Genomic DNA, 21,196 nt, shown 5'->3' with positions numbered 1-21,196 from the left:
CCGCCGCTTGGGCGGGCCAAGATGCCCCGCCTTTGCGGCTTGCTGTTCTGCCCCCGTTGTTATGCACGCAGTGCCGCCCGTGATCCTTACGGCGCGAAGCGCTCACAAGAGCCCGCGCCAGCGCAGCAGCGCGACCAGCGCGGCGATGATCACAAACAGATTGACCATATTCGACGTGGCCCAGCCGAGCAAAGCATGGATACGCCGCGCCCGCCGGTCATAGGCCAGCAGCGCCGCGCGAAGCTGCGCCATGTCCTTGCCCGCGCGGGGCTGGTCGACTTGCATCCAAAGCTTGGGATTGTCCAAAAGCGGCTCGATCTGGGCCAGCCGCCGACCCGCATGGCGCGCGGCTTTGGGCAAACGGCGCCCCGCGCGCGCCACGGCGCGGCCAAGCGGGCGCGCATCGATATGCATCTGCGCCTCGAAGAGCGCGTAAATCCGCGCCAGCCCGTCCTTGATCTGTTGTTGCTCTGTCACGTCGCGCGCCCCCACGCACCAAGCCTAACGCGCAGACAAGCGCGCCTCAATAGCTCTGGCACGCGGCGCGGCCAGCCGATATGACAGGCCCCATGTTGAACCTCATCGAACATGCGCCCGCCAGCGCCGCCGCCAAAACCGCAACCGAATTGATGATCGTGCACGGGCTATACGGCTCGGCGCGCAATTGGGGGGTGATCGCCAAACGCCTGTCCGATACGCGGTGCGTCGTGGCGGTGGACCAACGCAACCACGGCGACAGCCCGTGGCACGACAGCCATTCCTATGAGGATATGGCCGAGGATCTGGCCGAGGTAATCCGCGCGCGCGGTGCCCCGATGGATGTTTTGGGCCACTCCATGGGCGGCAAGGCGGCGATGGTTCTGGCGCTCAAATATCCCGATTTGGTGAACCGTTTGATCATCGCCGATATCGCGCCCGTGACCTATGCCCATAGCCAGATCCAATATATCGAGGCGATGCGCGGGCTGGACCTCGGCGCGATCGAAAAACGCTCGGATGCCAAGGCGCCGCTGGAGGCTCTGGTCGATGATCCGGCCTTGGTGCCGTTCTTTTTGCAATCCTTGGACGTGGCCGAAAAACGCTGGCGGCTCAATCTCGACGTGCTGGCGCGCGAGATGCCGAAAATCCTGTCTTTCCCTACGGTTGAGGGGCAATTTGGCGGGCCGGTTTTGTTTTTGTCGGGGGCCAAGTCGCATTATGTGGCGCGCGAATACCGCCCGCAGATCAAGGCGCTTTTCCCCGCCGCGCGTTTTGCCAAAATACCGGATGCGGGCCATTGGCTGCATGCGGAAAAACCGCGCGAATTCGAGGCGGCGGTGCGGGCCTATCTGGATATGGCCGCATAGCGCCGCGCTTGGGGTGAATTTCTGGCGGCAGCAGCCCCAACAGGACCCCTCCCTAGCACCGCTGCCGCCTCTCCCGCCAAGACGGGAAACCTTGGACCTAGGCGTTGTTCATGATGGCCTTGGCGACCAGATAGGTCACCGGCACCGCCGCCACAAACCCCACCACCACAGCCGTCACAATCGGTTGCAACGTGTCATAACCCATGGTCAGCGCAGCAACCATCAAGATGCCCGCAACCGAGGTGCCGATCAAAGAATAGAGAATAGATGCCAATCGTAGCATGGCGAGCCTCATCATGTTGACGCGTGTCCTGAGGCAGACATTAGAGGATTCGAATATTTCGCGCTTTGATCTGGGTCAGGTGGGGGGATGACGTTCGCGTGATTTACAACACAAAAGCCTCGGCTCCGACGCGCAGCTTGGACCGCTGCGGGGGCGGTTTCGCAAAGGATTAGGTGTATCGGCAAGGATGCGGGGCGCGGGATCGCGCGCCTTAACCTTGGTGTGGGCACGCGATTGGCTGTGCCATTCGCTTTCGCCCACCGGCTCTTAAATTGGACCTCAATTGTCCAATTTAAGAGCGGAAATAAACGCCTCTTGGGGGATGTCGACTTTGCCGAACTGGCGCATCTTTTTCTTACCGGCTTTTTGTTTTTCCAGCAGCTTCTTCTTACGCGTCATATCCCCGCCGTAGCATTTGGCGGTCACGTCCTTGCGCATCGCGGACAGGGTCTCGCGGGCGATGACCTTGCCGCCGATGGCCGCCTGGATCGGGATTTTGAACATATGGCGCGGGATCAGGTCCTTGAGCTTTTCCACCATCGCCCGTCCGCGCATTTCGGCGCGGTCGCGGTGCACCATGGTGGAAAGCGCATCGACCGGTTCGTCATTCACAAGGATCGACATTTTCACAAGGTAATCCTGACGATAGCCGATCATCTGGTAATCAAAGGAGGCATAGCCTTTGGTCACCGATTTGAGCCGGTCGTAGAAATCGAACACCACCTCGTTGAGCGGCAAGTCATAGACCACCATCGCGCGCGTGCCGGCGTAGGTCAGGTCCTCTTGGATCCCGCGGCGGTCTTGGCACAGTTTGAGCACATCGCCGAGGTATTCGTCGGGCACCAGAATTGTCGCCTTGATCCGCGGCTCTTCGAGGTGGTCCACATGGGTCAGGTCGGGCATGTCGGCGGGGTTGTGCAGCTCGATCATCGACCCGTCGCGCATATAGATGTGATAGATCACCGAAGGCGCGGTGGTGATCAGTTCGATGTTATATTCGCGCTCGATCCGGTCGCGGATGACCTCGAGGTGCAACAGCCCCAAAAAACCGCAGCGAAAGCCAAAGCCCAGCGCCGCAGAGGTTTCCATTTCAAAGCTGAAGGAGGCGTCATTGAGCGCCAGTTTCTCGATCGCATCGCGCAGGTCTTCGAATTCGGCGCTATCGACGGGGAAGAGGCCGCAAAACACCACGGGCTGCGAGGGTTTGAAGCCCGCCAGCGGTTTTTCGCAGGGGTTTTTCTCGTGGGTGATGGTATCGCCGACGCGGGTGTCGCGCACCTGTTTGATCGAGGCGGTCAGAAATCCGATCTCGCCAGGCACCAATTCGCCGATCATCTCCATCTGCGGGCGGAAGACGCCGATGCGGTCGACATGGTGGATCGACCCGTTTTGCATCATGCGGATCCGGTCGCCCTTCTTGAGCTTACCGTCCATAATCCGCACCAGAACGATCACCCCAAGATAGCTGTCATACCAGCTATCGACCAGCATCGCCTTGAGCGGCGCATTGATGTCGCCCTTGGGCGCGGGCAGAAGGTTCACAATCGATTCGAGCGTCTCGTGGATGCCCTGCCCCGTTTTGGCCGAGACCTGAATCGCGCCCGAGGCGTCGATGCCGATGACATCTTCGATCTGTTCGGCGACGCGGTCGCAATCAGAGGCGGGCAGGTCGATCTTGTTGAGGACCGGCACGATCTCGTGGTCGGCGTCCAGCGCGTGATAGACGTTGGCCAAGGTCTGCGCCTCGACGCCTTGGGTGCTGTCCACCACCAAAAGCGAGCCTTCGACCGCGCGCATGGAGCGCGAGACCTCATAGGCGAAATCAACGTGACCGGGGGTGTCGATGAGGTTGAGCACATAGGTCTCGCCATCATCGGCCTTGTAATCGATGCGCACGGTGTTGGCCTTGATGGTGATGCCGCGCTCGCGCTCGATATCCATACTGTCGAGCATTTGCTCTTTCATATCGCGCCCCGCGACCGTGCCCGTCTCTTGGATGAGGCGGTCAGCAAGGGTGGATTTACCGTGGTCGATATGCGCCACGATGGAGAAATTGCGGATTTTGTTCAGATCGGTCATGCGCCGGATATGATGCGGAATCGCGGACCGGTCAAGATGGCATCGTATATGCCCGTGCGGCGTAGATAAAAAAGGGGCGCGCGCGGGCGGTTTGCCCTGCCGCGCGCCCCTGATTTTGGGCGCGGATCAGGCGCGGTTTGCCTTGCGGCGGCGCAGGGCAGCGAAACCGCCAAAGGCCCCCAGCAAGAGCGGCAAGGAGGCAGGCACCGGCACGGCGGGCGCGGCGCCGTCAAAAGTGACCTCGCTGACCATGATCCAAGGTCCGAATCCCGAAAGCGTGAGGGTGACATAGTCGGTCAGACCGCCGCTGAAGCTGATCGTGTGGGACAGCGGGCCGCCACCCGACGGATCGGAGAGGGCCGTGCCGAAGCTTTCGGTCGCGGTGCTCGCGGTGATGTAATTGAGCGGATAGACCCCGCCCCAGCCGTTGGAATCGTCATAATAGACCGTCGCCTCGAACACTTCGACGGGACCGGCGAAATGAAACGTCAGGGTCGGGCTGACATTGAGCCAGCCGACATAGGGGCTGGGCGTATTGCCCCAATTGTCGGTGGCGATCACCCCGTCGGTCAAATCGCCGGTGCCGCCGGTCAATGTGCCGCCGCTGGAGGTCTGGCCATAACCATCGTCATAATAGGTAAAGGTGCCTGAGTTGCCGCCAGGGGTGTCATAGCTGTCCACCGTGAGGGTCGCCGCCGAAGCCGTGCTGCCGATCGCAAAAAGCGCCGCAGCGCCGATAAGAGAAGTAAATTTCATGTCATCAATCCTAAAACAAATTGTCCATTGCCCTTATTTACAGGGCCAATTGGCGATTCTGTCAAGCTGGGCCGCGCGCGGGCGCCCCGCGCGCGCCGATTGAAACAGCCGCCAAAATGCGCCATAACGGCGGTGAGGATATGAATTGCGGGTGAGACATCGGGCACAAAGCCCGCGCCGCCGCAATCAACGGAGCGATGTGATATGATGAAACGCCTGTTGCAAGTGGCGCTATTGGCGGTGTTTTTGACGCCGACGCTGGCGCAGATGGCCGAGGCCGGACCCATGGGCCGCGCCTGCCTGGCCAGCCCGCGCAAGGCCAAATCCATGCGCCTGTGCGCCTGTATCGACAGCGTGGCGCGCCAAAGCCTGAGCCGCGGCGATCAACGCCTCGCGGCCAAGTTTTTCCGCAAGCCCCAGCGCGCCCAAGACATCCGCCAATCGGATGCGCGCCATCACGAGACCTTTTGGCAAAAATACAAAGCCTTCGGTCAAAGGGTCGAGGCCTCCTGCGGCTGAGCCATGCGGTGCGGATCTGCGGGCGGTTTGCAGCGACCTTAAGGGCGGCGCGGCTTGCCGCGCTTTGCCCATCTCAAAGCGCCCTAGCCCCTAGATGCGCCCCTCTTGCAGTGCGCCCAGCAGCCCGCGCGCGGCCTCTTCAATCAGGTCCAGCGCCCCGTCAAAATCGCGCGTGTAATAGGGATCGGGCACATGGGCGACGCCCAATCGGGGGGCAAAATCCATCATCAAATGGACCGGCCTGTCGTTGCCCTCGGGGCGCAGGCGCTCCATATCGGCGCGGTTCTTGTCATCCATCGCGACGAGCAGATCAAAGGCGTCGAAATCACGCGCTGTGAACTGCCGTGCCCTGAGCGCGGACAGATCGACGCCGCGCGCAAGGGCCGCCGCCTGCATCGGCCCGTAGGGCGGCGCGCCCACATGCCAATCGCCGGTGCCGGCGCTGTCGATGCGCAGGGGCGCGGGCGCAAGGGCGCGAAACACCCCTTCGGCGGCGGGCGAGCGGCAGATATTGCCAAGGCAGACAAATAAAATATCGCGTTGCATCAACATGGTCCTTGAGATCGTATAGGCGCGAAAAATACCCATGCCCGCCCCCGCCGCAATGCAAAACAGGGCGGCCATCGTAAAACAGGAGCCGTCATGCGCAAAATCGTGATCCTCACCGGCGCAGGTATCTCTGCCGAAAGCGGGCTTGGCACCTTTCGCGACGAAGGCGGGCTTTGGGCGCGCCACCGCATCGAAGACGTGGCCACGCCCGAAGGCTTTGCCCGCGATCCGGCCTTGGTGCAGGGGTTTTACAATGCGCGGCGCATGCAGGCGGCCAAGGCCGCGCCCAATGCGGCGCATCACGCCTTGGCGCGGCTGGAGGCGGAATTTGCCGGCGCGGTGGTGATCGTGACGCAAAATGTCGACGGTCTGCACGAGGCCGCCGGAAGCCGCGCGGTGATCCATATGCACGGCACTTTGGCGGGGGCGCTTTGCGCGGATTGCGGGCATCGATGGGATGCGCCGCCGGAAATGTCGCCCGCCCATGCCTGCCCCGCCTGCGCCATGCCTGCCGCGCGGCCCGATGTGGTGTGGTTCGGCGAAATGCCCTATTTCATGGAGGAGATCTGGACCCATCTTGAAGAGGCCGATCTGTTCGTCTCGATCGGCACCTCGGGCAATGTCTACCCTGCCGCCGCCTTTGCCCAGCATGCGATGCGCGCGGGGGCCGATACGCTGGAACTCAATCTCGAACCGTCGGTCAATGCGCGCGATTTTGCGCAGGCCCGCCATGGCAAGGCCAGCGAGATCGTGCCGCAATGGGTGCAAGAGATATTGGCGCGCGCCTGAACGCCGAGCCAAGCGCGGCGCGGTCAGCCAGACGTAAAGTCCAAGGGCGTCCGTGCCCCGCGCGCCATAGGACCAGCGCGCAGGGCGGCAGGATCAGTTGGACATTTTGGAGTGGTCCATTTTGGAGTGATCCATCTTACCGTGATCCATCTTACCGTGATCCATCTTGCCGTGTTTCATCCCGTGCACCGGTTTGCGCTCCAGATCGACAGGCACCTCGACGGCCACTTCGCCCGCCTTTTCAAACACCAATGTGAGCGGGATCATCTCGCCTTGCACCATCGGCGCGGTCAGCCCCAAGAACATCACATGATGCCCGCCGCGTGCCAAAGGCAGGGTGGTATCGGCGGGGATCGCGAAGCCCTCGTTCACATGGATCATCCGCATCACGCCATTGGCGTCCTCGCTATGGGTGTGCAATTCGGTGCGCTCGGCGGCGCCTGATCGCACATCGATCAAACGGTCATCGGAGCCGCCGGTGTTTTCGATCATCATGAAGGCCGCGCCGGAGGTCGACATGCGGGCCGAGGCGCGCGCATAGGGATCATGCACCATCATGCCCTCGGCAAAAGCAGGCGACGAGAGGGCCGACAGGGACAGCGCAGACAGGGACAAGGCAAGCGCGCCCGCGAAAAGGGTAGGTTTGAAAGACATCACGTCTCTCCTTTGTCAAAATATAGCAATAACAGAGGTCTTGCGGCCATCGGGCCGCAGGCGTGCCCGCAGGGGGCGATGCGACTTGGGGCGGTCAAACAAACGCGCCCCGCGCGCGGCACCTAGGCGCGCAGGGGCGGCCCGCGGGCATGAAGGAGCGGCGCGGCGCGCGCATGCACAGCGCGGCGCACCCGCAGCGGTTCGATCTGTGCGCTGCCCTCAGGCGGGCGCGGCAGAGCCTGCACATCGGCCAGCCCTGCAAAGACCGCCATCGCGCAATCGGGACAAATATGCGGATGCGCCATGGGCTGCCCGTCGGCATCCGTCAAAACCGTGATCGGCCCCGTGCCGGTGCAAAGGATGATCTGCCCCGCAGGGCCGGAGGCCGCGCGCGCCGAGGCCATGCTATGCCCCGTCAGGGCAAGCACCAAGGCCATCAGCCCCGCCAGAATCGGTCCTTTGATCACACGCATCATGGCAACATTCTAGCGCAGGACCCTTGCCGCGTCATCGGGGCAAAATGCCTCCCCCCGCCGCGCCCAGCGCCGCCGCTGCGCCGCGCGTGGCAGGCCCGCGCAAGAGCGATCCGCGCCATGGGTGGTGCCGCGCAGCGCGCCGCGGCCCAAAGGCCCCTGCGCCGCGCGCTGCCTTCGCCTCCGGTCTGATCCTCCGGCTGCTCATAGAGTCTGCTTATACGGTCAGCTCCTACAGTCTGCCCATACGGTCTGATCATCCAGCCTGCGGATATGGCCTTCACATCCAACCCGCTGATTCGCCGATCAAATCCCGCCCAGATCCGGCGCGACCCCGTAACGCAAGAAACCCGTAACGCAAAAACCCCGAAGCGACAAAAACCCCGCCACATCGAGAGGCGGGGTTTTCAAATTGTCGGTCAAGGCCTGCGCCCCGAACCCGTCCAAGGCTTAGGCGTTTGCGGCCTGTGCTTTGGCGATCTCTTTTTTGACTTTCAAAGCCGTTGTCGAAAGCTCGACGTCTTTGGCTTTTGCAAGGAAGGCGTCCAAGCCGCCACGGTGGTCCACCGAGCGCAGCGCGGAGGCCGAGATGCGCAGCTTGACGCCACGACCCAGTGTTTCCGATTGCAAAGTCACGTCGTTCAGGTTCGGCAAGAACCGGCGACGGGTTTTGTTGTTGGCGTGGCTGACATTGTTGCCAGTCATCGGGCCTTTTCCGGTCAATTCGCAGCGGCGCGACATGTCATCATCCTCGTCATTTCAGCCGGGCGCGGAACGCCCCGATAAACATAAACGGGCACAGCCAGCGGCCGCGCCCAGAAATCCATTGGGGGCTAATAGGCCAGCATCAACGCGCCGTCAAGCGCCCTGCCCGCTCTTTACGCGGAAAAAATGGGTTTTCACGGATGGGCGCGCGGCGGACCTTCGCGGCGGGTTTGCACGCGGCGGTGCGCGCCGCGCCCGCCCCCTTGCGGCTCGGCGGGCGGGCGCGGGCGGATCGCCATGCCTGCGCCGGCGCAGGGCGCGCGGGTTTTGGGCACTGGACAAGGGCGCAAGATCTCCCCTAACCTTCTTATTCATAAGGGTTTGCCGCGCTGCGCTGCGATCTGGCGGCACGCGTGCCCTGCCCGCCTGTTGCGGCGCGACATGCGCCCCGCTTCCCGCCCCAAATGCCAAAGGTTTGCCCGCCCCATGCCGCATGATCACCCCGACCACCACCAACGCCACCACCGCCACGGCGCGCAAGACGCGCAGCCCAGCGCGAGCGGCGCCCCCGCCCATAGCCATCTGCCCTCCGATCCGGCGCTGCGGGTCAAAACGCTCGAGACGATTCTCGTTCAAAAAGGCCTGATCGATCCGGCGGCGATCGACACGTTGATCGAGACCTATTCCTCGCGCGTCGGCCCGCAAAACGGAGCCAAAGTCGTGGCGCGCGCGTGGTGCGAGCCTGCCTTTCGCGCCGCACTGCTCACGGATGCCACGCCGCTTTTGGCCGATATGGGATTGATCGGGCGGCAGGGCGAGCACGTGGTCGTGGTCGAGAACACGCCGCAGGTCCACAATATGGTCGTCTGCACCCTATGCAGCTGCTACCCGTGGAGCCTTCTGGGCATTCCGCCGACATGGTATAAATCCGATGCCTACCGCGCCCGCGCCGTGCGCGAGCCGCGCGGGGTTCTGGCCGAATTCGGCCTTTGCTTGCCCGAAGGCCAATCGGTGCGCGTGTGGGACAGCACCGCCGAGATGCGCTATCTGGTGCTGCCGATGCGACCCGAAGCCAGCGCGGGTCTGGACGAAGCCGCGCTGGCCGCATGGGTGACGCGCAACAGCATGATCGGCACGGGGTTGCCGCATCCCCCCGCCCCGACGCAGGCCCAGCCATGAGCCGCATTCACGATATGGGCGGGCGGCTGGGCACCGGCGCGGTCTCCCCCGAGGCGCGCGAGCCGGTGTTCAAACGCCCGTGGCATGCGCGCGCCATGGCCATCACGGTTCTGGCCGCCCGTCCGGGGGGATGGACCATCGACACCTCGCGCCATGCGCGCGAGACGCTGGCCCCCGCCGAATATATGCAGATGGGCTATTACGAAAAATGGCTCGCCGCGCTGACCGATCTTTTGGCCGCGCGCGAGATGATCAGCACCGAGGAGTTGGACGCAGGGCGCGCCTTGGCCCCCGCCGCGCCCGAGCGCGCGGAAAAATGCGTCGCCCCCGCCGAGGTGGCGCAGATGCCTGCCGGATCGCCCTATATCCGCGCGGATGGCCCCGCGCCTTTGTTTGCCATCGGCGCGCGGGTGCGGGCCTTGCGCCCTGCGGTCAACCGCTGCGGCGTGGCGGGCGGGCATACGCGGCTGCCCTCCTATGCGGCGGGGCATATCGGGCGGGTGGTGATGCGCCACGGCAATCACGTCTTGCCGGACGCCAATGCGCATGGATTGGGCGAGGCCCCCGAGCCGCTTTATACCGTGGTATTTTGCGCGCGTGACCTTTGGGGGGACGAGGCACAGGCGGGCGACGAGGTGACGCTGGACCTGTGGCAAAGCTATCTGGAGGCGGCCGATGCGTGAGCCGATAGAAAGCCCCACGGATGCGCCGTCATCCGCGCAGCCTGCCTTTGCCGAACCTTCCTTTGCAGAGCCTGCCTTTGCCGAACCTCCCTTTGCAGAGCCATGGCATGCGCAACTCTTCGCCCTGACGCTGGGGCTGAGCGAGGCGGGGCTGTTCACATGGGCGGCATGGACCGAAGGGTTTGGCGCAACGCTCAAACGCAACGGCGCCGCGCGCGTCTTGGACGGCAGCGGCGATTACTACGCCGCGTGGCTGGAGACGCTGGAGGCGATGTTGGAGCAAAGCGGCAAGGTCAGCGCCGCCGAGCGCGCGCAGATCAAAGCGGCGTGGGAAGCGGCCTATCGCGCAACGCCCCATGGCGCGCCGGTGCATTTGCCGCGCTAGGCGCCCCGCGTCCGGTTTTCGGGCAGCCCGCGCAAGGAGATCTCGCACCGCAAGCAGGCGCGATCAGGCTTTGTGCAATTGCGCCAGCACCTCTTTGGCGGCGAGGCTCGGCGTGATCTCGCCCTTGGCAACCCGCGCACCGATGAGGGACATGGTGCCTTTGAGCGGCTCGCGCTCCAGCGCGGCCAAAAGCCCTTGGCGCACCTCTTGGTCGAACCAATATTCGGCCTGCGCGGCGCGGCGGGCGTCGAAATGGCCTTGGGCCTTGCGCCATTCGGTGAGGCTTTGCATATCCTCCCACGCCCCCGCGAGACCGTCCTCTTGCAACGCCGAAACGGTCATCGCCTTGGGAAATCCTTCGGGGTCTTGCGCCCGTTTGCGCAAGAGGCGCAGCGCGCCGGAATAATCCGAACAGGTGCGCATGGCGGCGGCTTTGAGATCGCCATCGGCCTTGTTCACGAGGATCATATCGGCCATTTCCATGATGCCGCGTTTGACCCCTTGCAACTCGTCGCCCCCCGCAGGGGCGAGCAACAAGATAAACAGGTCCGAGATTTCCGCGACCACGGTTTCCGATTGCCCGACGCCCACGGTTTCGATCAACACCACGTCGAACCCCGCCGCCTCGCAAAGCGCCACCGCCTCGCGGGTGCGGCGCGCCACGCCGCCAAGGTGGCTTTGGCTCGGCGAGGGACGGATAAAGGCGCGCGGCTCGCGGCTGAGCCGGTCCATGCGGGTCTTGTCGCCCAAGATCGAGCCGCCCGAGCGCGCCGAGGAGGGATCGACCGCCAGAACCGCCACGCGCAGGCCGTCTTTGGCGCTGGTTTGCAGGTCCTGCATCGCCATTTTGCCGCCCGTCAGCATCATGCCGAAGCTTTCGATAAAAGTGGATTTGCCCACCCCTGGCGTGCCCGACAGGCCGATGCGGATCGCGCGGTGATCGCTGCGTTCGCGCAAGAGATCGACCAGTTCGGCCGCCTGCGCGCGGTGGTCCGCGCGCCCGCTTTCGACCAAAGTGATGGCGCGGGCCAAGGCGCGGCGGTCCTGCGCGATGATCTTTGTGGCCAGATCAGTGATATCCATCGGATGCGTCCCCTCTTGCCGCCCGCCTTTGCGGGGCGCCCTGCGGCCCCTCTTGAGTGTCATGCCGCCGTTTGCGCGCCTTTTTGCCCTTGGCGGCGGGCAAATGTCCAGAGCCGCCCTGCTCGCAGGGCGCGCCGCCGCTAGACCTTGGCACGCGGATGGCGGATAAAGCGCGCATGAGTGCCGCGCCCCTGCCCGATATCCGCCTGCCCGACCTGCCGATTGCGCAGGCTTTGCCGCCGCTGATCGACGCGCTGCGCTCCCGCGGGCGCGCGGTGCTGCAAGCGCCGCCCGGAGCGGGTAAAACCACCGTGGTGCCTTTGGCCTTGCTCAAGGCGGGGATCACCGAGGGCCGCATCTTGATGCTGGAGCCGCGCCGTTTGGCCGCGCGCGCCGCCGCCGAACGCATGGCCAGCAGCCTTGGCGAGGCGGCGGGCGAGACGGTCGGATACCGCGTGCGCGGCGCGGCCAAAGTGGGCGCGAACACGCGGATCGAGGTGGTGACCGAAGGCATCCTGACGCGGATGATCCAAAGCGATCCCGAATTGGCGGGCATCGGCGCGGTGCTCTTTGACGAATTTCACGAACGCTCGCTCAATGCCGATCTGGGCCTTGCGCTGTGCCTCGAAATCGCCGGTGCGCTGCGCGAGGATTTGATGATCGTGGTGATGTCGGCAACGCTCGACGCCGCGCCGGTGGCCGAATTGATGGCGCAGGGCGGGGCCGAGGTGCCGATGGTCACCTCGCAGGGGCGCAGCTTCGCGGTCGAGACGCGCTGGCTTGAGCGGCCCCTGCCCAAAACCCGCCGCTTCGAGGAGGCGATGTCCGATCTGATCGTCGACGCCGCACAGGCCGAGACGGGCAGCCTTTTGGCCTTCCTCCCCGGCGAAGGCGAAATCCGCCGCGTCGAGGCTTTGGTCAAATCCCGCCTGCCTGCAGATGTTGCGGTGCGGCCTCTCTTTGGCGCGATGGAATTTGCAGCCCAGCGCGCCGCGATTGCGCCTTGCGAAAGCGGGCGCAAACTGGTGCTGGCGACCTCGATTGCCGAAACCTCGCTGACCATCGAGGACATCCGCGTGGTGGTGGACGGCGGGCGGGCGCGGCGGGCGCGGTTTGATCCGGCCTCGGGCATGTCACGGCTGGTGACCGAGCGGGTGACGCGCGCCGAAGCGGTGCAGCGCGCGGGCCGTGCGGGGCGCGTGGCCGAAGGCGTGTGCTACCGCTTGTGGACGCGCGGCGAAGAGGGGGCGCTGGCGCCCTTCGCCCCCGCCGAGATCGAGGCGGCGGATTTGGCGGGGCTGGTTTTGGAACTGGCGCTCTGGGGCGCGCGGCCCGACGAATTGGCGTTTTTGACCCCGCCCAATGCGGGCGCTTATGCCGAGGCGCAGGCGCTGTTGCAGATGCTCGGCGCGCTCGATCATGCGGGGCGGATCACGGCGCATGGGCGGGCCTTGGCGCGGCTGCCGCTGCATCCGCGATTGGCGCATATGCTGGTGCTGGCCGGCCCCGACGCCGCGCCCTTGGCCGCGCTATTGGCCGACCGCGATCCTTTGGGCCGCGGCGCGCCTGTGGATCTGGCGCTGCGCCTCGAGGCGCTGCGCGATCCGCGCCGCTTTGCCGCCGAGCGCCCCTATCCGGCCCATCGCGGCGCCATCGAACGCATCCGCCAAGAGGCCAAGCGATTGGCGCGTATGGTCAAAACCGCCACGCTCCAAGGGCTCGGCCCCGCGCAAATGGCGGCTCTGGCCTATCCCGACCGCATCGGGCAAAGGCGCAAGGGCGATGCGCCGCGCTATGTGCTCTCGGGCGGCAAGGGCGCGATTTTGGATGAGGGCGATGTCACCGGCACCGCGCCCTTCATCGTCGCCACCGATCTGGACGGCAACCCGCGCGAGGCCCGCATCCGCCAAGCCATCGCCATCTCGCAAAGCGCGCTGCGCGGGCTCTTCGCCGATCAGATCGCATGGCAGGACGCCTGCGCATGGTCACGGCGCGAGCGCCGCGTGGTGGCGCGCCAGCAAGAGCGTTTGGGCGCGGCGGTTCTGGACGACCGGATATGGAAGGACGTGCCGCCCGAGGCGGTGGCCGAGGCGATGCTGGACGGGGTGCGCGAGCTTGGCCTTGCCCCCTCCGAGGCCGCGCGGCGGTTTTTGGCGCGGGTGCGCATCGCGCACGCGGGCGGCGCGGATGTGCCCGATATGAGCCTTGAGGCGCTGATGGAGCGGCTGGAAATATGGCTTCTGCCTTACCTCGCGGGGGTGAAAACCGCCGATCACTGGAAACGCTTTGACCTGCTGGAGCCTTTGCGCCAGAGCCTTGATTATGCGCAGATGCAAGCGGTGGACCGCGCCGCACCGGCGAGTTTCACCACGCCTTTGGGGCGCAAAATTGCGATCGATTATGACGCCGAGCCGCCGGAAATCTCGCTGCGTTTGCAAGAGATGTTCGGGCAAACCACCCATCCCACCGTGGGGGGCACGGCGCTGCGGGTGACGCTTTTGTCGCCTGCGGGGCGGCCGGTGCAAACCACCACCGATATCGTCGGGTTCTGGGACAGTTCCTACGCCGATGTGCGCCGCGACATGCGCGGGCGCTATCCGCGCCATCCATGGCCTGAAAACCCGCGCGAAGCCGACCCGACGCTGCGCGCCAAACCGCGCGGCACCTAAAGCGTGCGCCGTTAGATCCATGACAGCCCTTGCAAATTCGATCCGCACCTGAAAGTTTACCTAAGGTGATGCAGCGTGAGGGTTTTTCCCCTTTCGCGCCGTAATTTAAGGCCTAAGATGTCACCAGCGAGGAAGCATTATGTCGGTATATCTAGTCTTGTCTTACCAGGTCTTTGACCAAAAACGCTTTGCACAATATCGCGCGGCGGCGGCTTTGCTTGTTCCGCAATTCAACGGAAAAATATTGGCCTCACAGGCAAATCCGGAGCAACCGCAAAGCGAAGGCAGCATTTCCCATATGTCATTGGTGCAATTCGACACCGTCGAGGACATGAACGAGATGACCCATAGCGCGATGAGCGGATCGGTGATGGCGCTGCGGATCAGTTCGGCCGAGACCCGCGCGCATGTGCTCTATGGCGACGAGCACCTGCACGTCAATTGACATAGGCGACTGGAATCTCTGTGTAAAACTTGAACATTAACCTAAAATACACTATCTTGAGGCAATCAGAGGGTGAACCCCCGCATGTGGGCATGTTTTTCGTCCGCAGTTTTCGAGAGCAGAGTTTAGGTACGTAAAATGACAAATGCATTACGCAAGGCTTGGCGCGAGGTCGTCGCGCCGATGTGGCGCCGCCCGCAAGAGCAGCAGGTCGCAGCGCTATGTTATCGTGAAGACGACGAGGGCGACAAAAAGGTGCTATTGGTCACCAGCCGCACCAACAAACGCTGGATCTTGCCCAAGGGCTGGCCGATTGACGGGATGAATGATTCCGAGGCTGCCATGCAAGAGGCATGGGAAGAGGCCGGCGTCAAAAAAGCCACCGCAGAGCCAGAAGCCTTTGCCCGTTTTCGCACCAAGAAACTGCGCGACGGCGGCGTGCCCGCGCCGGTGGAGATGAAAGTCTTTAAGGTCGCCGTGGCGAAAACCAAATCCGATTATCCCGAAGCCTCCGAGCGCAAACGCAAATGGGTCAGCCCGGAAAAAGCCGCGCAGATGGTCGACGAGCCTGCGTTGCAAAACATCTTGCGCACGCTGTGAACCCGCAAGGGCCGCGCGCCCTTTCGCATCCCTCGCGCCGTCCCTCATAACACCGCATTCCACCCGCTTTGCGTTCATCACATTACCGTGAGTCCCCCCGGGCCAATGGCTTTGTCCCGCACGACCCGCTAGGCTCGTGGATCATTTAATGTGTTTCGGGTGCCTGCCATGTCGGTCTATTTCGTTGTCGAGTTTCATATCGTGGACAAACGACGCTTCCGGCAATTTCGCGAAGCCTTCGCAGGTCATTTGATCGCGGCGGGCGGCACATTGCTCGCGACGGATGATGCGCCTGCCGCACTTTTGGGCGCCTCAACGGATACGACGATGGGTATTGTGCATTTTGACGATGCGCAGGCCGCCATGACCTTTGTGCGCTCCGAGGATATGCAACAGCTTTCGGTGTTGCGCGAGGCGGCCTGTAGCGACACGCGGGTGGTCATGATCAAGGGTTTCTCAGGCCCGCTGCCGCCCGCAACGCCCCTATGATCCTCCAATGCCCCCAATGCCCCCCGCGCGTGCGCCCTGCGCGCCTGATCCGTGATGGTGGGGTCGGGCGCGGCCCTGCCGCCCGCGCCGCCTTTTCACCCCGAGCGGCAAAAAAACCTTGATCGAGTTGGTCACACCCCCTAGCCCAAGCTAAACCAATCCGCGCCGGAGGATCGCATGGCAGACAATAACGGCCAGCAATGGAAAACGCTCGACAAGGATCTGGGCCGGATCAGCCGTGTGGAGCTGGCGACGATCTATGTCGCGCGGCCCATGGTCGGCACGGGCATTGCCTTGGCCTTTATCGTTCTGGCGGCGCTGACGGCGGCGGTGACCTTGGGCGGCACACCCAACGATCTGATCGTCGTCGCGGCGGCGGGCTTTGGCGCCTATATGGCGATCAATATCGGTGCCAATGATGTGGCCAATAATATGGGGCCTGCGGTGGGGGCCAATGCGCTCACCATGGGCGGGGCGATTGCGATTGCCGCCCTGTTCGAGAGCGCCGGTGCGCTTTTGGCGGGGGGCGATGTGGTCTCGACCATCTCCAAGGGGATCATCGATCCGGCGGGGATTGCCAGCGCGCAATTGTTCATCTGGGCGATGATGGCGGCGCTGATTTCCTCGGCGCTTTGGGTGAACCTTGCCACATGGGTCGGCGCGCCGGTCTCGACCACCCATTCGGTGGTGGGCGGCGTCATGGGCGCGGGCATCGCGGCGGCGGGATTTGGCGCGGTGGATTGGCCGACCATGGGCACGATTGCCGCCTCTTGGGTGATCTCGCCGGTTCTGGGCGGGGCGATTGCCGCCGCGTTTTTGGCCTTTATCAAGGCCTATATCATCTATCAGGACGACAAGATCGCCGCCGCGCGGCGCTGGGTTCCGGTGCTGATCGCGGTGATGGCGGGGGTGTTTTCGACCTATCTGGCGCTCAAGGGCCTCAAGAAAATCGTCAAGATCGACATGCAGACCGCTTTGATGATCGGCGCCGCAATCGGCGTGCTCAGCTATGCCATCGCCGCGCCATTGATCCGCAAACAATCGCAAGGCATGGAGAACCGCAACAAATCGGTCAAGGCGCTGTTTGGCCTGCCTTTGGTGTTTTCCGCCGCCCTGCTCAGCTTTGCCCATGGGGCCAATGACGTGGCCAATGCGGTCGGGCCATTGGCGGCCATCGTCCATGTCACCGAATTTGGCGATTTCGCCGCCAAAGTGTCGATCCCCTCGTGGGTGATGATCATCGGGGCCTTTGGCATCTCTTTCGGCCTGTTCCTGTTCGGCCCCAAACTGATCCGTATGGTCGGCAGCCAGATCACCAAGCTCAACCCGATGCGCGCCTATTGCGTGGCACTGTCGGCGGCGATCACGGTGATTGTCGCAAGCTGGCTGGGCCTGCCGGTCAGCTCGACCCATATCGCCGTGGGCGGGGTGTTCGGTGTCGGGTTCTTCCGCGAGTGGCATGCCGAGCGGCGGTTTCGCAAAAAGGCAGGGGCCAAGGCCGCCGCGCAGCGCCTCGCCCCCGAAGAGCGCCGCCGCCGCAAATTGGTCCGGCGCAGCCATTTCATGACCATCATCGCCGCATGGGTGATCACGGTGCCCGCCGCTGCGGTGATGTCGGCAGTGATCTTTTTGCTGCTCAACACGGTGATCGGCGCGGGGTGATCGGCAGCCCCGCCCCACCCCGCCCGCACGGCCGGTTTTGACTCAAAGGCGCGGCTGCTCTAGGCTCCTGATACAATAGCCAAGATCGGACAGCCTATGCCCGTCTATTTGATCAGCCAGTTGAAAATCTTTGATCGCAAACGGTTTCGCCAGATGCAGATGTCCTTCATGGCCATCAAACCCGAAGGCGCGATCATCCTTGCGGGCGACAGCGCGCCCAAGCTGACAGTGGGCGAGGACTGCCCCGATCACGTCGGCATTTTGGCCTTTTGCGACCACGCCGCCGCCGAAGCCTTCCTCGGCAGCCCCGAATATCAAACCGTTGCGGTGATGCGCGAGGCCTGCGCCGAGGTGCAAACCCTGCTCATTGACGGCGCGGCGATTGATCTGGAGCTTCTGGCGCAGCAAAAATGCTAGGCCCTGCGCCGCGTTAAGGCGGCGCCGTCGCGGCGATAGGCGCGCGAAGGCTCCGCACGCACGCAGGTCACCGCGCCCCTCTCGCGCCTTGGCTTAGACGCCAAGGCACCAGCGCATCACCGCCTTTTGCGCGTGCAGCCGGTTTTCCGCCTCGTCAAAGACCACGGAATGCGGGCCGTCCATCACGTTGTTGGTGACTTCCTCGCCGCGGTGCGCAGGCAGGCAATGCATGAACAAGGCATCCTCCTTGGCCTGCGACATCAATTTGCGATCCACGCGGTAGGGGCGCAAAAGGTTGTGCCGCCGCTCGCGCGCCGATTGCGCGTCATGCATCGACACCCAAGTGTCCGCAACAACCAGATCGGCCCCCGCCACCGCCGTTTCCGCGTCGCGCTCGATCGAGAATTTCACCCCCGCCGCGCGGGCCTCGGCGACGAACTCCTTGTCGGGGTCGAGCCGCTCGGGACCGGAGAAAACCAGTTCGAAATCGAATTTTTCCGCCGCGTGCAAGAAGCTGGCAAAGACGTTGTTGCCATCGCCGGTCCAGACGACCTTCTTACCTTTGATCGGGCCGCGGTGCTCCTCATAGGTGAGGATATCGGCCATGATCTGGCACGGATGGGTGCGGTCGGTCAGCCCGTTGATCACCGAAACAGAGGCATATTCGGCCATCTCGTGCAGCACGCTTTCGTCGAAGGTGCGGATCATGATCATATCGACGTAGCGCGACAAGACGCGGGCGGTATCGGCGATGGTTTCGCCATGGCCCAATTGCATGTCGCTGCCCGACAGAACCATGGTCTGCCCGCCCATCTGGCGCACGCCCACGTCAAAGGAGACGCGGGTGCGGGTCGAGGGTTTTTCAAAGATCAGCGCGACCATATGGCCTGCCAGCGGCTGGGCGTCATCTGCCGCGCCTTTGGGACGGCCCGCGCGGGCGTCTTTCATGGTTTTGGCATGGTCGATCATCGCCCGCAAATCGCCGGCGTCGGTCGTATTGATATCAAGGAAGTGGTTCATATCGTTTCGCTTTTTTGTCGTCCGCGCCGCGGCGCGGGGCATTTTCTATAGGGCGGCTTCGACCAATGTCGCGGCGGCGTCAAGCCGCGCGGCGGCCTCGCCGATCTCGGCGTCCGTCAGGTTCAGCGGCGGCAAAAGGCGCAGCACATTGTCGGCGGCGGGCACGGTGAGCAGGTCGGATTTATATCCCGCCTGCACCACATCCACGTTGGGCGCGACGCATTTGAGGCCGAGCATCAAACCCGATCCGCGCACGCCCTCAAACACTTTGGGATGGGCCGCGACCAGACCTTCGAGCTTTTGGCGCAAAAGTCCCGCGCGGCGGTTCACATCGGCCAGAAATTCGGGGTCCGAGACGATCTCCATCACCGCGCAGCCAACGGCGCAGCCCAAAGGATTGCCGCCATAGGTCGACCCATGGGTGCCCGCCGTCATCCCCGAGGCCGCCTCTTCGGTGGCCAGAACCGCGCCAAGCGGGAAGCCGCCGCCGATGCCTTTGGCGACCATCATGATGTCCGGCTCGATCCCCGCCCATTCATGGGCAAAGAGTTTACCCGTGCGGCCGACGCCGCATTGCACCTCGTCGAGGATGAGCAAAATGCCCTTCTCGTCGCATAGATCGCGCAGCCCCTTGAGGCATTGATCGGGCAGCGGGCGAATGCCGCCCTCGCCTTGCACCGGCTCGATCAGGATGGCGCCGGTGGTGTCGGTGATCGCGCCATTGAGCGCCTCGTGATCGCCCCAAGGCAGATGCACAAAACCGGGGAGCAGCGGGCCAAAACCTTTGACCATCTTCTCGCTGCCCGCCGCCGCGATGCCCGCGGAAGAGCGGCCGTGGAAGCTGCCGGAGAAGGTGATGATATCGGTCTTCTCGGGATGGCCTTTGTCATACCAGTATTTGCGCGCCATTTTCACCGCCAACTCGCAGGCCTCGGTGCCCGAATTGGTGAAAAACACCGTATCGGCGAAAGACGCTTCGGTCAGCTTGTCGGCCAGCGCCTGTTGCTGCGGGATCTCGTAGAGGTTCGAGACATGCCACAGGTTTTGCGCCTGATCGGTGAGCGCCTTGACCAAGGCCGGATGGGCATGGCCCAAAGCATTGACCGCGATCCCCGCGCCCAGATCCAGAAATCGGCGCCCGTCTTGCTCGATCAGCCAAGCGCCTTCGCCCTTGGTGAAATGCAAAGGCGCGCGGTTATAGGTCGGCAAAACAGTCGGGATCATCGCGATCATCCTTATGAAGTGAAGCCTGAGAAGTGCCTCAGCCGCTTCGGTTGGTCAATATTTTTCGGATATTTTCAAGGGGGCGTGCGGATATGGCACGCAAGAACAACAGGCGGCGTCAGGCGCGTCGGCGCGTGCGTCGGTCTTTGGCCGTGGCGGCGAAAAGGCTCTGTGCGGTGTTCATAGGGCAGCAATTAGCAGCTTCGCAGCGATCAGGGAAGCCCAATTGCGCAAAGGGCATCGCCCGAACCGAGGGGTGGGCGATATCGCCCGCCCCGTGGGGGCGGTTCGGGCGATGCCCGACCTGTCGGTCGGGCGCTGCGCGTGCTTCCTCAGGCCTTGAGCCGGTAGCCCGTGCGAAACATCGCCCAAGCCGCGCCCGCGATGGCCAAAGTCGCCAAGCTGCACACCGCCAGACCGAGCTGCGGATCGCTGTCCGAGACGCCCAAAACCCCGTAGCGCACCCCGTCGATCAGATAGAAAATCGGGTTAAAATGGGTGATGCGCTGCATCACTTCGGGCATGGCCTCGACCGAATAAAACGTGCCCGACAAAAACGCCAAAGGCGTGACGATGAAATTGGTAATCGCCGCCATCTGGTCGAATTTATTGGCGAAAATCCCCGCGATCATGCCCACGGCGCTCATGAAGGCCGAGCCGAGCAGCACGAAAACCAGCGCCCAAAGCGGATGGGCGATCTGCACCCCCAAGAAGAGCAGAACCCCCAAACCGATGGCCAGCGCCACGATCAAACCGCGCGCCACGCCCCCCGCCGTATAGCCCAGCACCAATTCCAGCGCCGACAGGGGCGGCATGAGCGTGTCGACGATATTGCCCTGCACCTTGGAGATCACAATCGAGGAGGAGACATTGGCAAAGGCGTTCTGGATCACCGTCATCATCAAGATGCCCGGCGCGATGAAATGCACGAAGGGCCGCCCCATGACCTCGCCGCGCGAGGGGCCGATGGCGAGGTTGAAGATAAGCAAGAACAGGGCCGCCGTGATCAGCGGCGCCAGCAAGGTTTGCGTCCAGACGGCGACAAAGCGCATGATCTCGCGGCGCGCCAATGTGTATAGGCCCAGCCAGTTGACCCGCCCGAACCGGCGCTCGCGCATCGCGCCTGCGCCCATCTCCACCTGATTGCTCATGCCAAAACCTCTGCCATTTGATTCGATGCCTTGTAA

Annotated in this window: 24 protein-coding genes; 12 read left to right on the top strand and 12 right to left on the bottom strand. The window is 63.7% G+C overall.

Going from position 1 to position 21,196, the window contains the following annotated elements; all coding sequences use genetic code 11:
• Positions 1-102: 102 nt before the first annotated feature.
• A complete protein-coding gene (locus ABWV64_RS09760) occupies positions 103-477 on the bottom strand; it encodes a hypothetical protein (RefSeq protein ID WP_353344678.1) in 375 nt (124 codons plus the stop codon).
• A gap of 92 nt (positions 478-569) precedes the next feature.
• Between ABWV64_RS09760 and ABWV64_RS09755 the strand changes: the two genes are divergently transcribed.
• A complete protein-coding gene (locus ABWV64_RS09755) occupies positions 570-1,346 on the top strand; it encodes an alpha/beta fold hydrolase (protein WP_353345899.1) in 777 nt (258 codons plus the stop codon).
• A 97-nt stretch (positions 1,347-1,443) separates the two neighbouring features.
• On the opposite strand, the gene ABWV64_RS09750 is transcribed toward ABWV64_RS09755, so the two are convergent.
• The 3 genes from ABWV64_RS09750 to ABWV64_RS09740 form a co-directional block, all read right to left on the bottom strand.
• The gene (locus ABWV64_RS09750) at positions 1,444-1,629 is read right to left on the bottom strand and encodes a CTP synthetase (protein WP_353344676.1); all 186 of its coding nucleotides are present in this window, start codon (positions 1,627-1,629) and stop codon (positions 1,444-1,446) included.
• A 279-nt stretch (positions 1,630-1,908) separates the two neighbouring features.
• The gene (gene lepA, locus ABWV64_RS09745; RefSeq protein WP_353344674.1) at positions 1,909-3,708 is read right to left on the bottom strand and encodes a translation elongation factor 4; all 1,800 of its coding nucleotides are present in this window, start codon (positions 3,706-3,708) and stop codon (positions 1,909-1,911) included.
• 126 nt (positions 3,709-3,834) lie between these two features.
• Positions 3,835-4,464 carry a VPLPA-CTERM sorting domain-containing protein gene (locus ABWV64_RS09740; RefSeq protein ID WP_353344673.1) on the bottom strand — a complete coding sequence of 210 codons (630 nt, stop codon included), beginning with the start codon at positions 4,462-4,464 and terminating at the stop codon, positions 3,835-3,837.
• 204 nt (positions 4,465-4,668) lie between these two features.
• On the opposite strand from ABWV64_RS09740, the gene ABWV64_RS09735 reads away from it, so the two are divergent.
• A complete protein-coding gene (locus tag ABWV64_RS09735) occupies positions 4,669-4,983 on the top strand; it encodes a hypothetical protein (protein ID WP_353344672.1) in 315 nt (104 codons plus the stop codon).
• 90 nt (positions 4,984-5,073) lie between these two features.
• Here the strand turns inward: ABWV64_RS09735 and ABWV64_RS09730 are convergent, their stop codons facing one another.
• Complete coding sequence (locus ABWV64_RS09730; protein WP_353344671.1) at positions 5,074-5,529, bottom strand: low molecular weight protein-tyrosine-phosphatase; 456 nt, start codon at positions 5,527-5,529, stop codon at positions 5,074-5,076.
• A 96-nt stretch (positions 5,530-5,625) separates the two neighbouring features.
• On the opposite strand from ABWV64_RS09730, the gene ABWV64_RS09725 reads away from it, so the two are divergent.
• Positions 5,626-6,321 carry an NAD-dependent deacylase gene (locus ABWV64_RS09725; RefSeq protein WP_353344670.1) on the top strand — a complete coding sequence of 232 codons (696 nt, stop codon included), beginning with the start codon at positions 5,626-5,628 and terminating at the stop codon, positions 6,319-6,321.
• A gap of 93 nt (positions 6,322-6,414) precedes the next feature.
• Here the strand turns inward: ABWV64_RS09725 and ABWV64_RS09720 are convergent, their stop codons facing one another.
• From ABWV64_RS09720 to rpmB, 3 genes are all read right to left on the bottom strand, one after another.
• Positions 6,415-6,975 carry a copper chaperone PCu(A)C gene (locus ABWV64_RS09720; protein ID WP_353344669.1) on the bottom strand — a complete coding sequence of 187 codons (561 nt, stop codon included), beginning with the start codon at positions 6,973-6,975 and terminating at the stop codon, positions 6,415-6,417.
• Positions 6,976-7,097: 122 nt separating this feature from the next.
• On the bottom strand, positions 7,098-7,451 hold the full coding sequence (locus tag ABWV64_RS09715; protein ID WP_353344668.1) for a hypothetical protein: 354 nt from the start codon (positions 7,449-7,451) through the stop codon (positions 7,098-7,100).
• A 447-nt stretch (positions 7,452-7,898) separates the two neighbouring features.
• A complete protein-coding gene (rpmB, locus tag ABWV64_RS09710; RefSeq protein ID WP_353344667.1) occupies positions 7,899-8,189 on the bottom strand; it encodes a 50S ribosomal protein L28 in 291 nt (96 codons plus the stop codon).
• A 450-nt stretch (positions 8,190-8,639) separates the two neighbouring features.
• Here rpmB and nthA point away from each other — a divergent pair, with 450 nt between their 5' ends.
• Genes nthA through ABWV64_RS09695 form a run of 3 tightly spaced genes read left to right on the top strand, consistent with a single transcriptional unit; the run spans position 8,640 to position 10,400 of the window.
• The gene (gene nthA / locus ABWV64_RS09705) at positions 8,640-9,332 is read left to right on the top strand and encodes a nitrile hydratase subunit alpha (RefSeq protein ID WP_353344665.1); all 693 of its coding nucleotides are present in this window, start codon (positions 8,640-8,642) and stop codon (positions 9,330-9,332) included.
• Positions 9,329-10,015, top strand: a complete 687-nt coding sequence (nthB, locus tag ABWV64_RS09700) for a nitrile hydratase subunit beta (protein WP_353344663.1) — start codon at positions 9,329-9,331, stop codon at positions 10,013-10,015. Before nthA ends, nthB begins: the two co-directional genes overlap by 4 nt.
• The gene (locus ABWV64_RS09695; protein ID WP_353344661.1) at positions 10,008-10,400 is read left to right on the top strand and encodes a nitrile hydratase accessory protein; all 393 of its coding nucleotides are present in this window, start codon (positions 10,008-10,010) and stop codon (positions 10,398-10,400) included. The genes nthB and ABWV64_RS09695 overlap by 8 nt, the downstream gene beginning before the upstream one ends.
• 63 nt (positions 10,401-10,463) lie before the next feature.
• On the opposite strand, the gene meaB is transcribed toward ABWV64_RS09695, so the two are convergent.
• A complete protein-coding gene (gene meaB, locus ABWV64_RS09690) occupies positions 10,464-11,483 on the bottom strand; it encodes a methylmalonyl Co-A mutase-associated GTPase MeaB (protein ID WP_353344659.1) in 1,020 nt (339 codons plus the stop codon).
• Positions 11,484-11,659: 176 nt separating this feature from the next.
• Between meaB and hrpB the strand changes: the two genes are divergently transcribed.
• From hrpB to ABWV64_RS09660, 6 genes are all read left to right on the top strand, one after another.
• The gene (hrpB, locus tag ABWV64_RS09685; protein ID WP_353344657.1) at positions 11,660-14,152 is read left to right on the top strand and encodes an ATP-dependent helicase HrpB; all 2,493 of its coding nucleotides are present in this window, start codon (positions 11,660-11,662) and stop codon (positions 14,150-14,152) included.
• Positions 14,153-14,291: 139 nt separating this feature from the next.
• Positions 14,292-14,597, top strand: coding sequence for a DUF1330 domain-containing protein (locus ABWV64_RS09680; protein ID WP_353344655.1), 306 nt, complete (start codon positions 14,292-14,294; stop codon positions 14,595-14,597).
• Between the two features lie 138 nt (positions 14,598-14,735).
• Entirely contained in the window at positions 14,736-15,197 is a 462-nt protein-coding gene (locus ABWV64_RS09675) for an NUDIX hydrolase (protein WP_353344653.1), read from the top strand.
• 168 nt (positions 15,198-15,365) lie between these two features.
• The gene (locus ABWV64_RS09670; protein ID WP_353344651.1) at positions 15,366-15,686 is read left to right on the top strand and encodes a DUF1330 domain-containing protein; all 321 of its coding nucleotides are present in this window, start codon (positions 15,366-15,368) and stop codon (positions 15,684-15,686) included.
• Between the two features lie 177 nt (positions 15,687-15,863).
• The gene (locus ABWV64_RS09665; protein ID WP_353344649.1) at positions 15,864-17,348 is read left to right on the top strand and encodes an inorganic phosphate transporter; all 1,485 of its coding nucleotides are present in this window, start codon (positions 15,864-15,866) and stop codon (positions 17,346-17,348) included.
• Between the two features lie 96 nt (positions 17,349-17,444).
• A complete protein-coding gene (locus ABWV64_RS09660; protein ID WP_353344647.1) occupies positions 17,445-17,765 on the top strand; it encodes a DUF1330 domain-containing protein in 321 nt (106 codons plus the stop codon).
• A gap of 93 nt (positions 17,766-17,858) precedes the next feature.
• On the opposite strand, the gene argF is transcribed toward ABWV64_RS09660, so the two are convergent.
• From argF to ABWV64_RS09645, 3 genes are all read right to left on the bottom strand, one after another.
• Positions 17,859-18,785 carry an ornithine carbamoyltransferase gene (gene argF / locus ABWV64_RS09655; RefSeq protein WP_353344645.1) on the bottom strand — a complete coding sequence of 309 codons (927 nt, stop codon included), beginning with the start codon at positions 18,783-18,785 and terminating at the stop codon, positions 17,859-17,861.
• A gap of 45 nt (positions 18,786-18,830) precedes the next feature.
• A complete protein-coding gene (locus ABWV64_RS09650) occupies positions 18,831-20,009 on the bottom strand; it encodes an aspartate aminotransferase family protein (protein WP_353344642.1) in 1,179 nt (392 codons plus the stop codon).
• 332 nt (positions 20,010-20,341) lie between these two features.
• Positions 20,342-21,160 carry an ABC transporter permease gene (locus ABWV64_RS09645; protein WP_353344640.1) on the bottom strand — a complete coding sequence of 273 codons (819 nt, stop codon included), beginning with the start codon at positions 21,158-21,160 and terminating at the stop codon, positions 20,342-20,344.
• Positions 21,161-21,196 lie beyond the last annotated feature (36 nt).

The sequence above is a fragment of the Litorivita sp. NS0012-18 genome (assembly GCF_040371945.1).
Classification (GTDB): domain Bacteria; phylum Pseudomonadota; class Alphaproteobacteria; order Rhodobacterales; family Rhodobacteraceae; genus Litorivita.
Note: the sequence above shows the minus strand (reverse complement) of the source record. Positions and strands in the feature narration are given on the sequence as shown.

Bases quoted from the DNA above. Each gene is read 5' to 3' on its own strand.
- ABWV64_RS09755 (WP_353345899.1), top strand. From the start codon at position 570: ATGTTGAACCTCATCGAACATGCGCCCGCCAGCGCCGCCGCCAAAACC.
- ABWV64_RS09750 (WP_353344676.1), bottom strand. From the start codon at position 1,629: ATGCTACGATTGGCATCTATTCTCTATTCTTTGATCGGCACCTCGGTT.
- lepA (WP_353344674.1), bottom strand. From the start codon at position 3,708: ATGACCGATCTGAACAAAATCCGCAATTTCTCCATCGTGGCGCATATC.
- ABWV64_RS09740 (WP_353344673.1), bottom strand. From the start codon at position 4,464: ATGAAATTTACTTCTCTTATCGGCGCTGCGGCGCTTTTTGCGATCGGC.
- ABWV64_RS09735 (WP_353344672.1), top strand. From the start codon at position 4,669: ATGATGAAACGCCTGTTGCAAGTGGCGCTATTGGCGGTGTTTTTGACG.
- ABWV64_RS09730 (WP_353344671.1), bottom strand. From the start codon at position 5,529: ATGCAACGCGATATTTTATTTGTCTGCCTTGGCAATATCTGCCGCTCG.
- ABWV64_RS09725 (WP_353344670.1), top strand. From the start codon at position 5,626: ATGCGCAAAATCGTGATCCTCACCGGCGCAGGTATCTCTGCCGAAAGC.
- ABWV64_RS09720 (WP_353344669.1), bottom strand. From the start codon at position 6,975: ATGTCTTTCAAACCTACCCTTTTCGCGGGCGCGCTTGCCTTGTCCCTG.
- ABWV64_RS09715 (WP_353344668.1), bottom strand. From the start codon at position 7,451: ATGATGCGTGTGATCAAAGGACCGATTCTGGCGGGGCTGATGGCCTTG.
- rpmB (WP_353344667.1), bottom strand. From the start codon at position 8,189: ATGTCGCGCCGCTGCGAATTGACCGGAAAAGGCCCGATGACTGGCAAC.
- nthA (WP_353344665.1), top strand. From the start codon at position 8,640: ATGCCGCATGATCACCCCGACCACCACCAACGCCACCACCGCCACGGC.
- nthB (WP_353344663.1), top strand. From the start codon at position 9,329: ATGAGCCGCATTCACGATATGGGCGGGCGGCTGGGCACCGGCGCGGTC.
- ABWV64_RS09695 (WP_353344661.1), top strand. From the start codon at position 10,008: ATGCGTGAGCCGATAGAAAGCCCCACGGATGCGCCGTCATCCGCGCAG.
- meaB (WP_353344659.1), bottom strand. From the start codon at position 11,483: ATGGATATCACTGATCTGGCCACAAAGATCATCGCGCAGGACCGCCGC.
- hrpB (WP_353344657.1), top strand. From the start codon at position 11,660: ATGAGTGCCGCGCCCCTGCCCGATATCCGCCTGCCCGACCTGCCGATT.
- ABWV64_RS09680 (WP_353344655.1), top strand. From the start codon at position 14,292: ATGTCGGTATATCTAGTCTTGTCTTACCAGGTCTTTGACCAAAAACGC.
- ABWV64_RS09675 (WP_353344653.1), top strand. From the start codon at position 14,736: ATGACAAATGCATTACGCAAGGCTTGGCGCGAGGTCGTCGCGCCGATG.
- ABWV64_RS09670 (WP_353344651.1), top strand. From the start codon at position 15,366: ATGTCGGTCTATTTCGTTGTCGAGTTTCATATCGTGGACAAACGACGC.
- ABWV64_RS09665 (WP_353344649.1), top strand. From the start codon at position 15,864: ATGGCAGACAATAACGGCCAGCAATGGAAAACGCTCGACAAGGATCTG.
- ABWV64_RS09660 (WP_353344647.1), top strand. From the start codon at position 17,445: ATGCCCGTCTATTTGATCAGCCAGTTGAAAATCTTTGATCGCAAACGG.
- argF (WP_353344645.1), bottom strand. From the start codon at position 18,785: ATGAACCACTTCCTTGATATCAATACGACCGACGCCGGCGATTTGCGG.
- ABWV64_RS09650 (WP_353344642.1), bottom strand. From the start codon at position 20,009: ATGATCCCGACTGTTTTGCCGACCTATAACCGCGCGCCTTTGCATTTC.
- ABWV64_RS09645 (WP_353344640.1), bottom strand. From the start codon at position 21,160: ATGAGCAATCAGGTGGAGATGGGCGCAGGCGCGATGCGCGAGCGCCGG.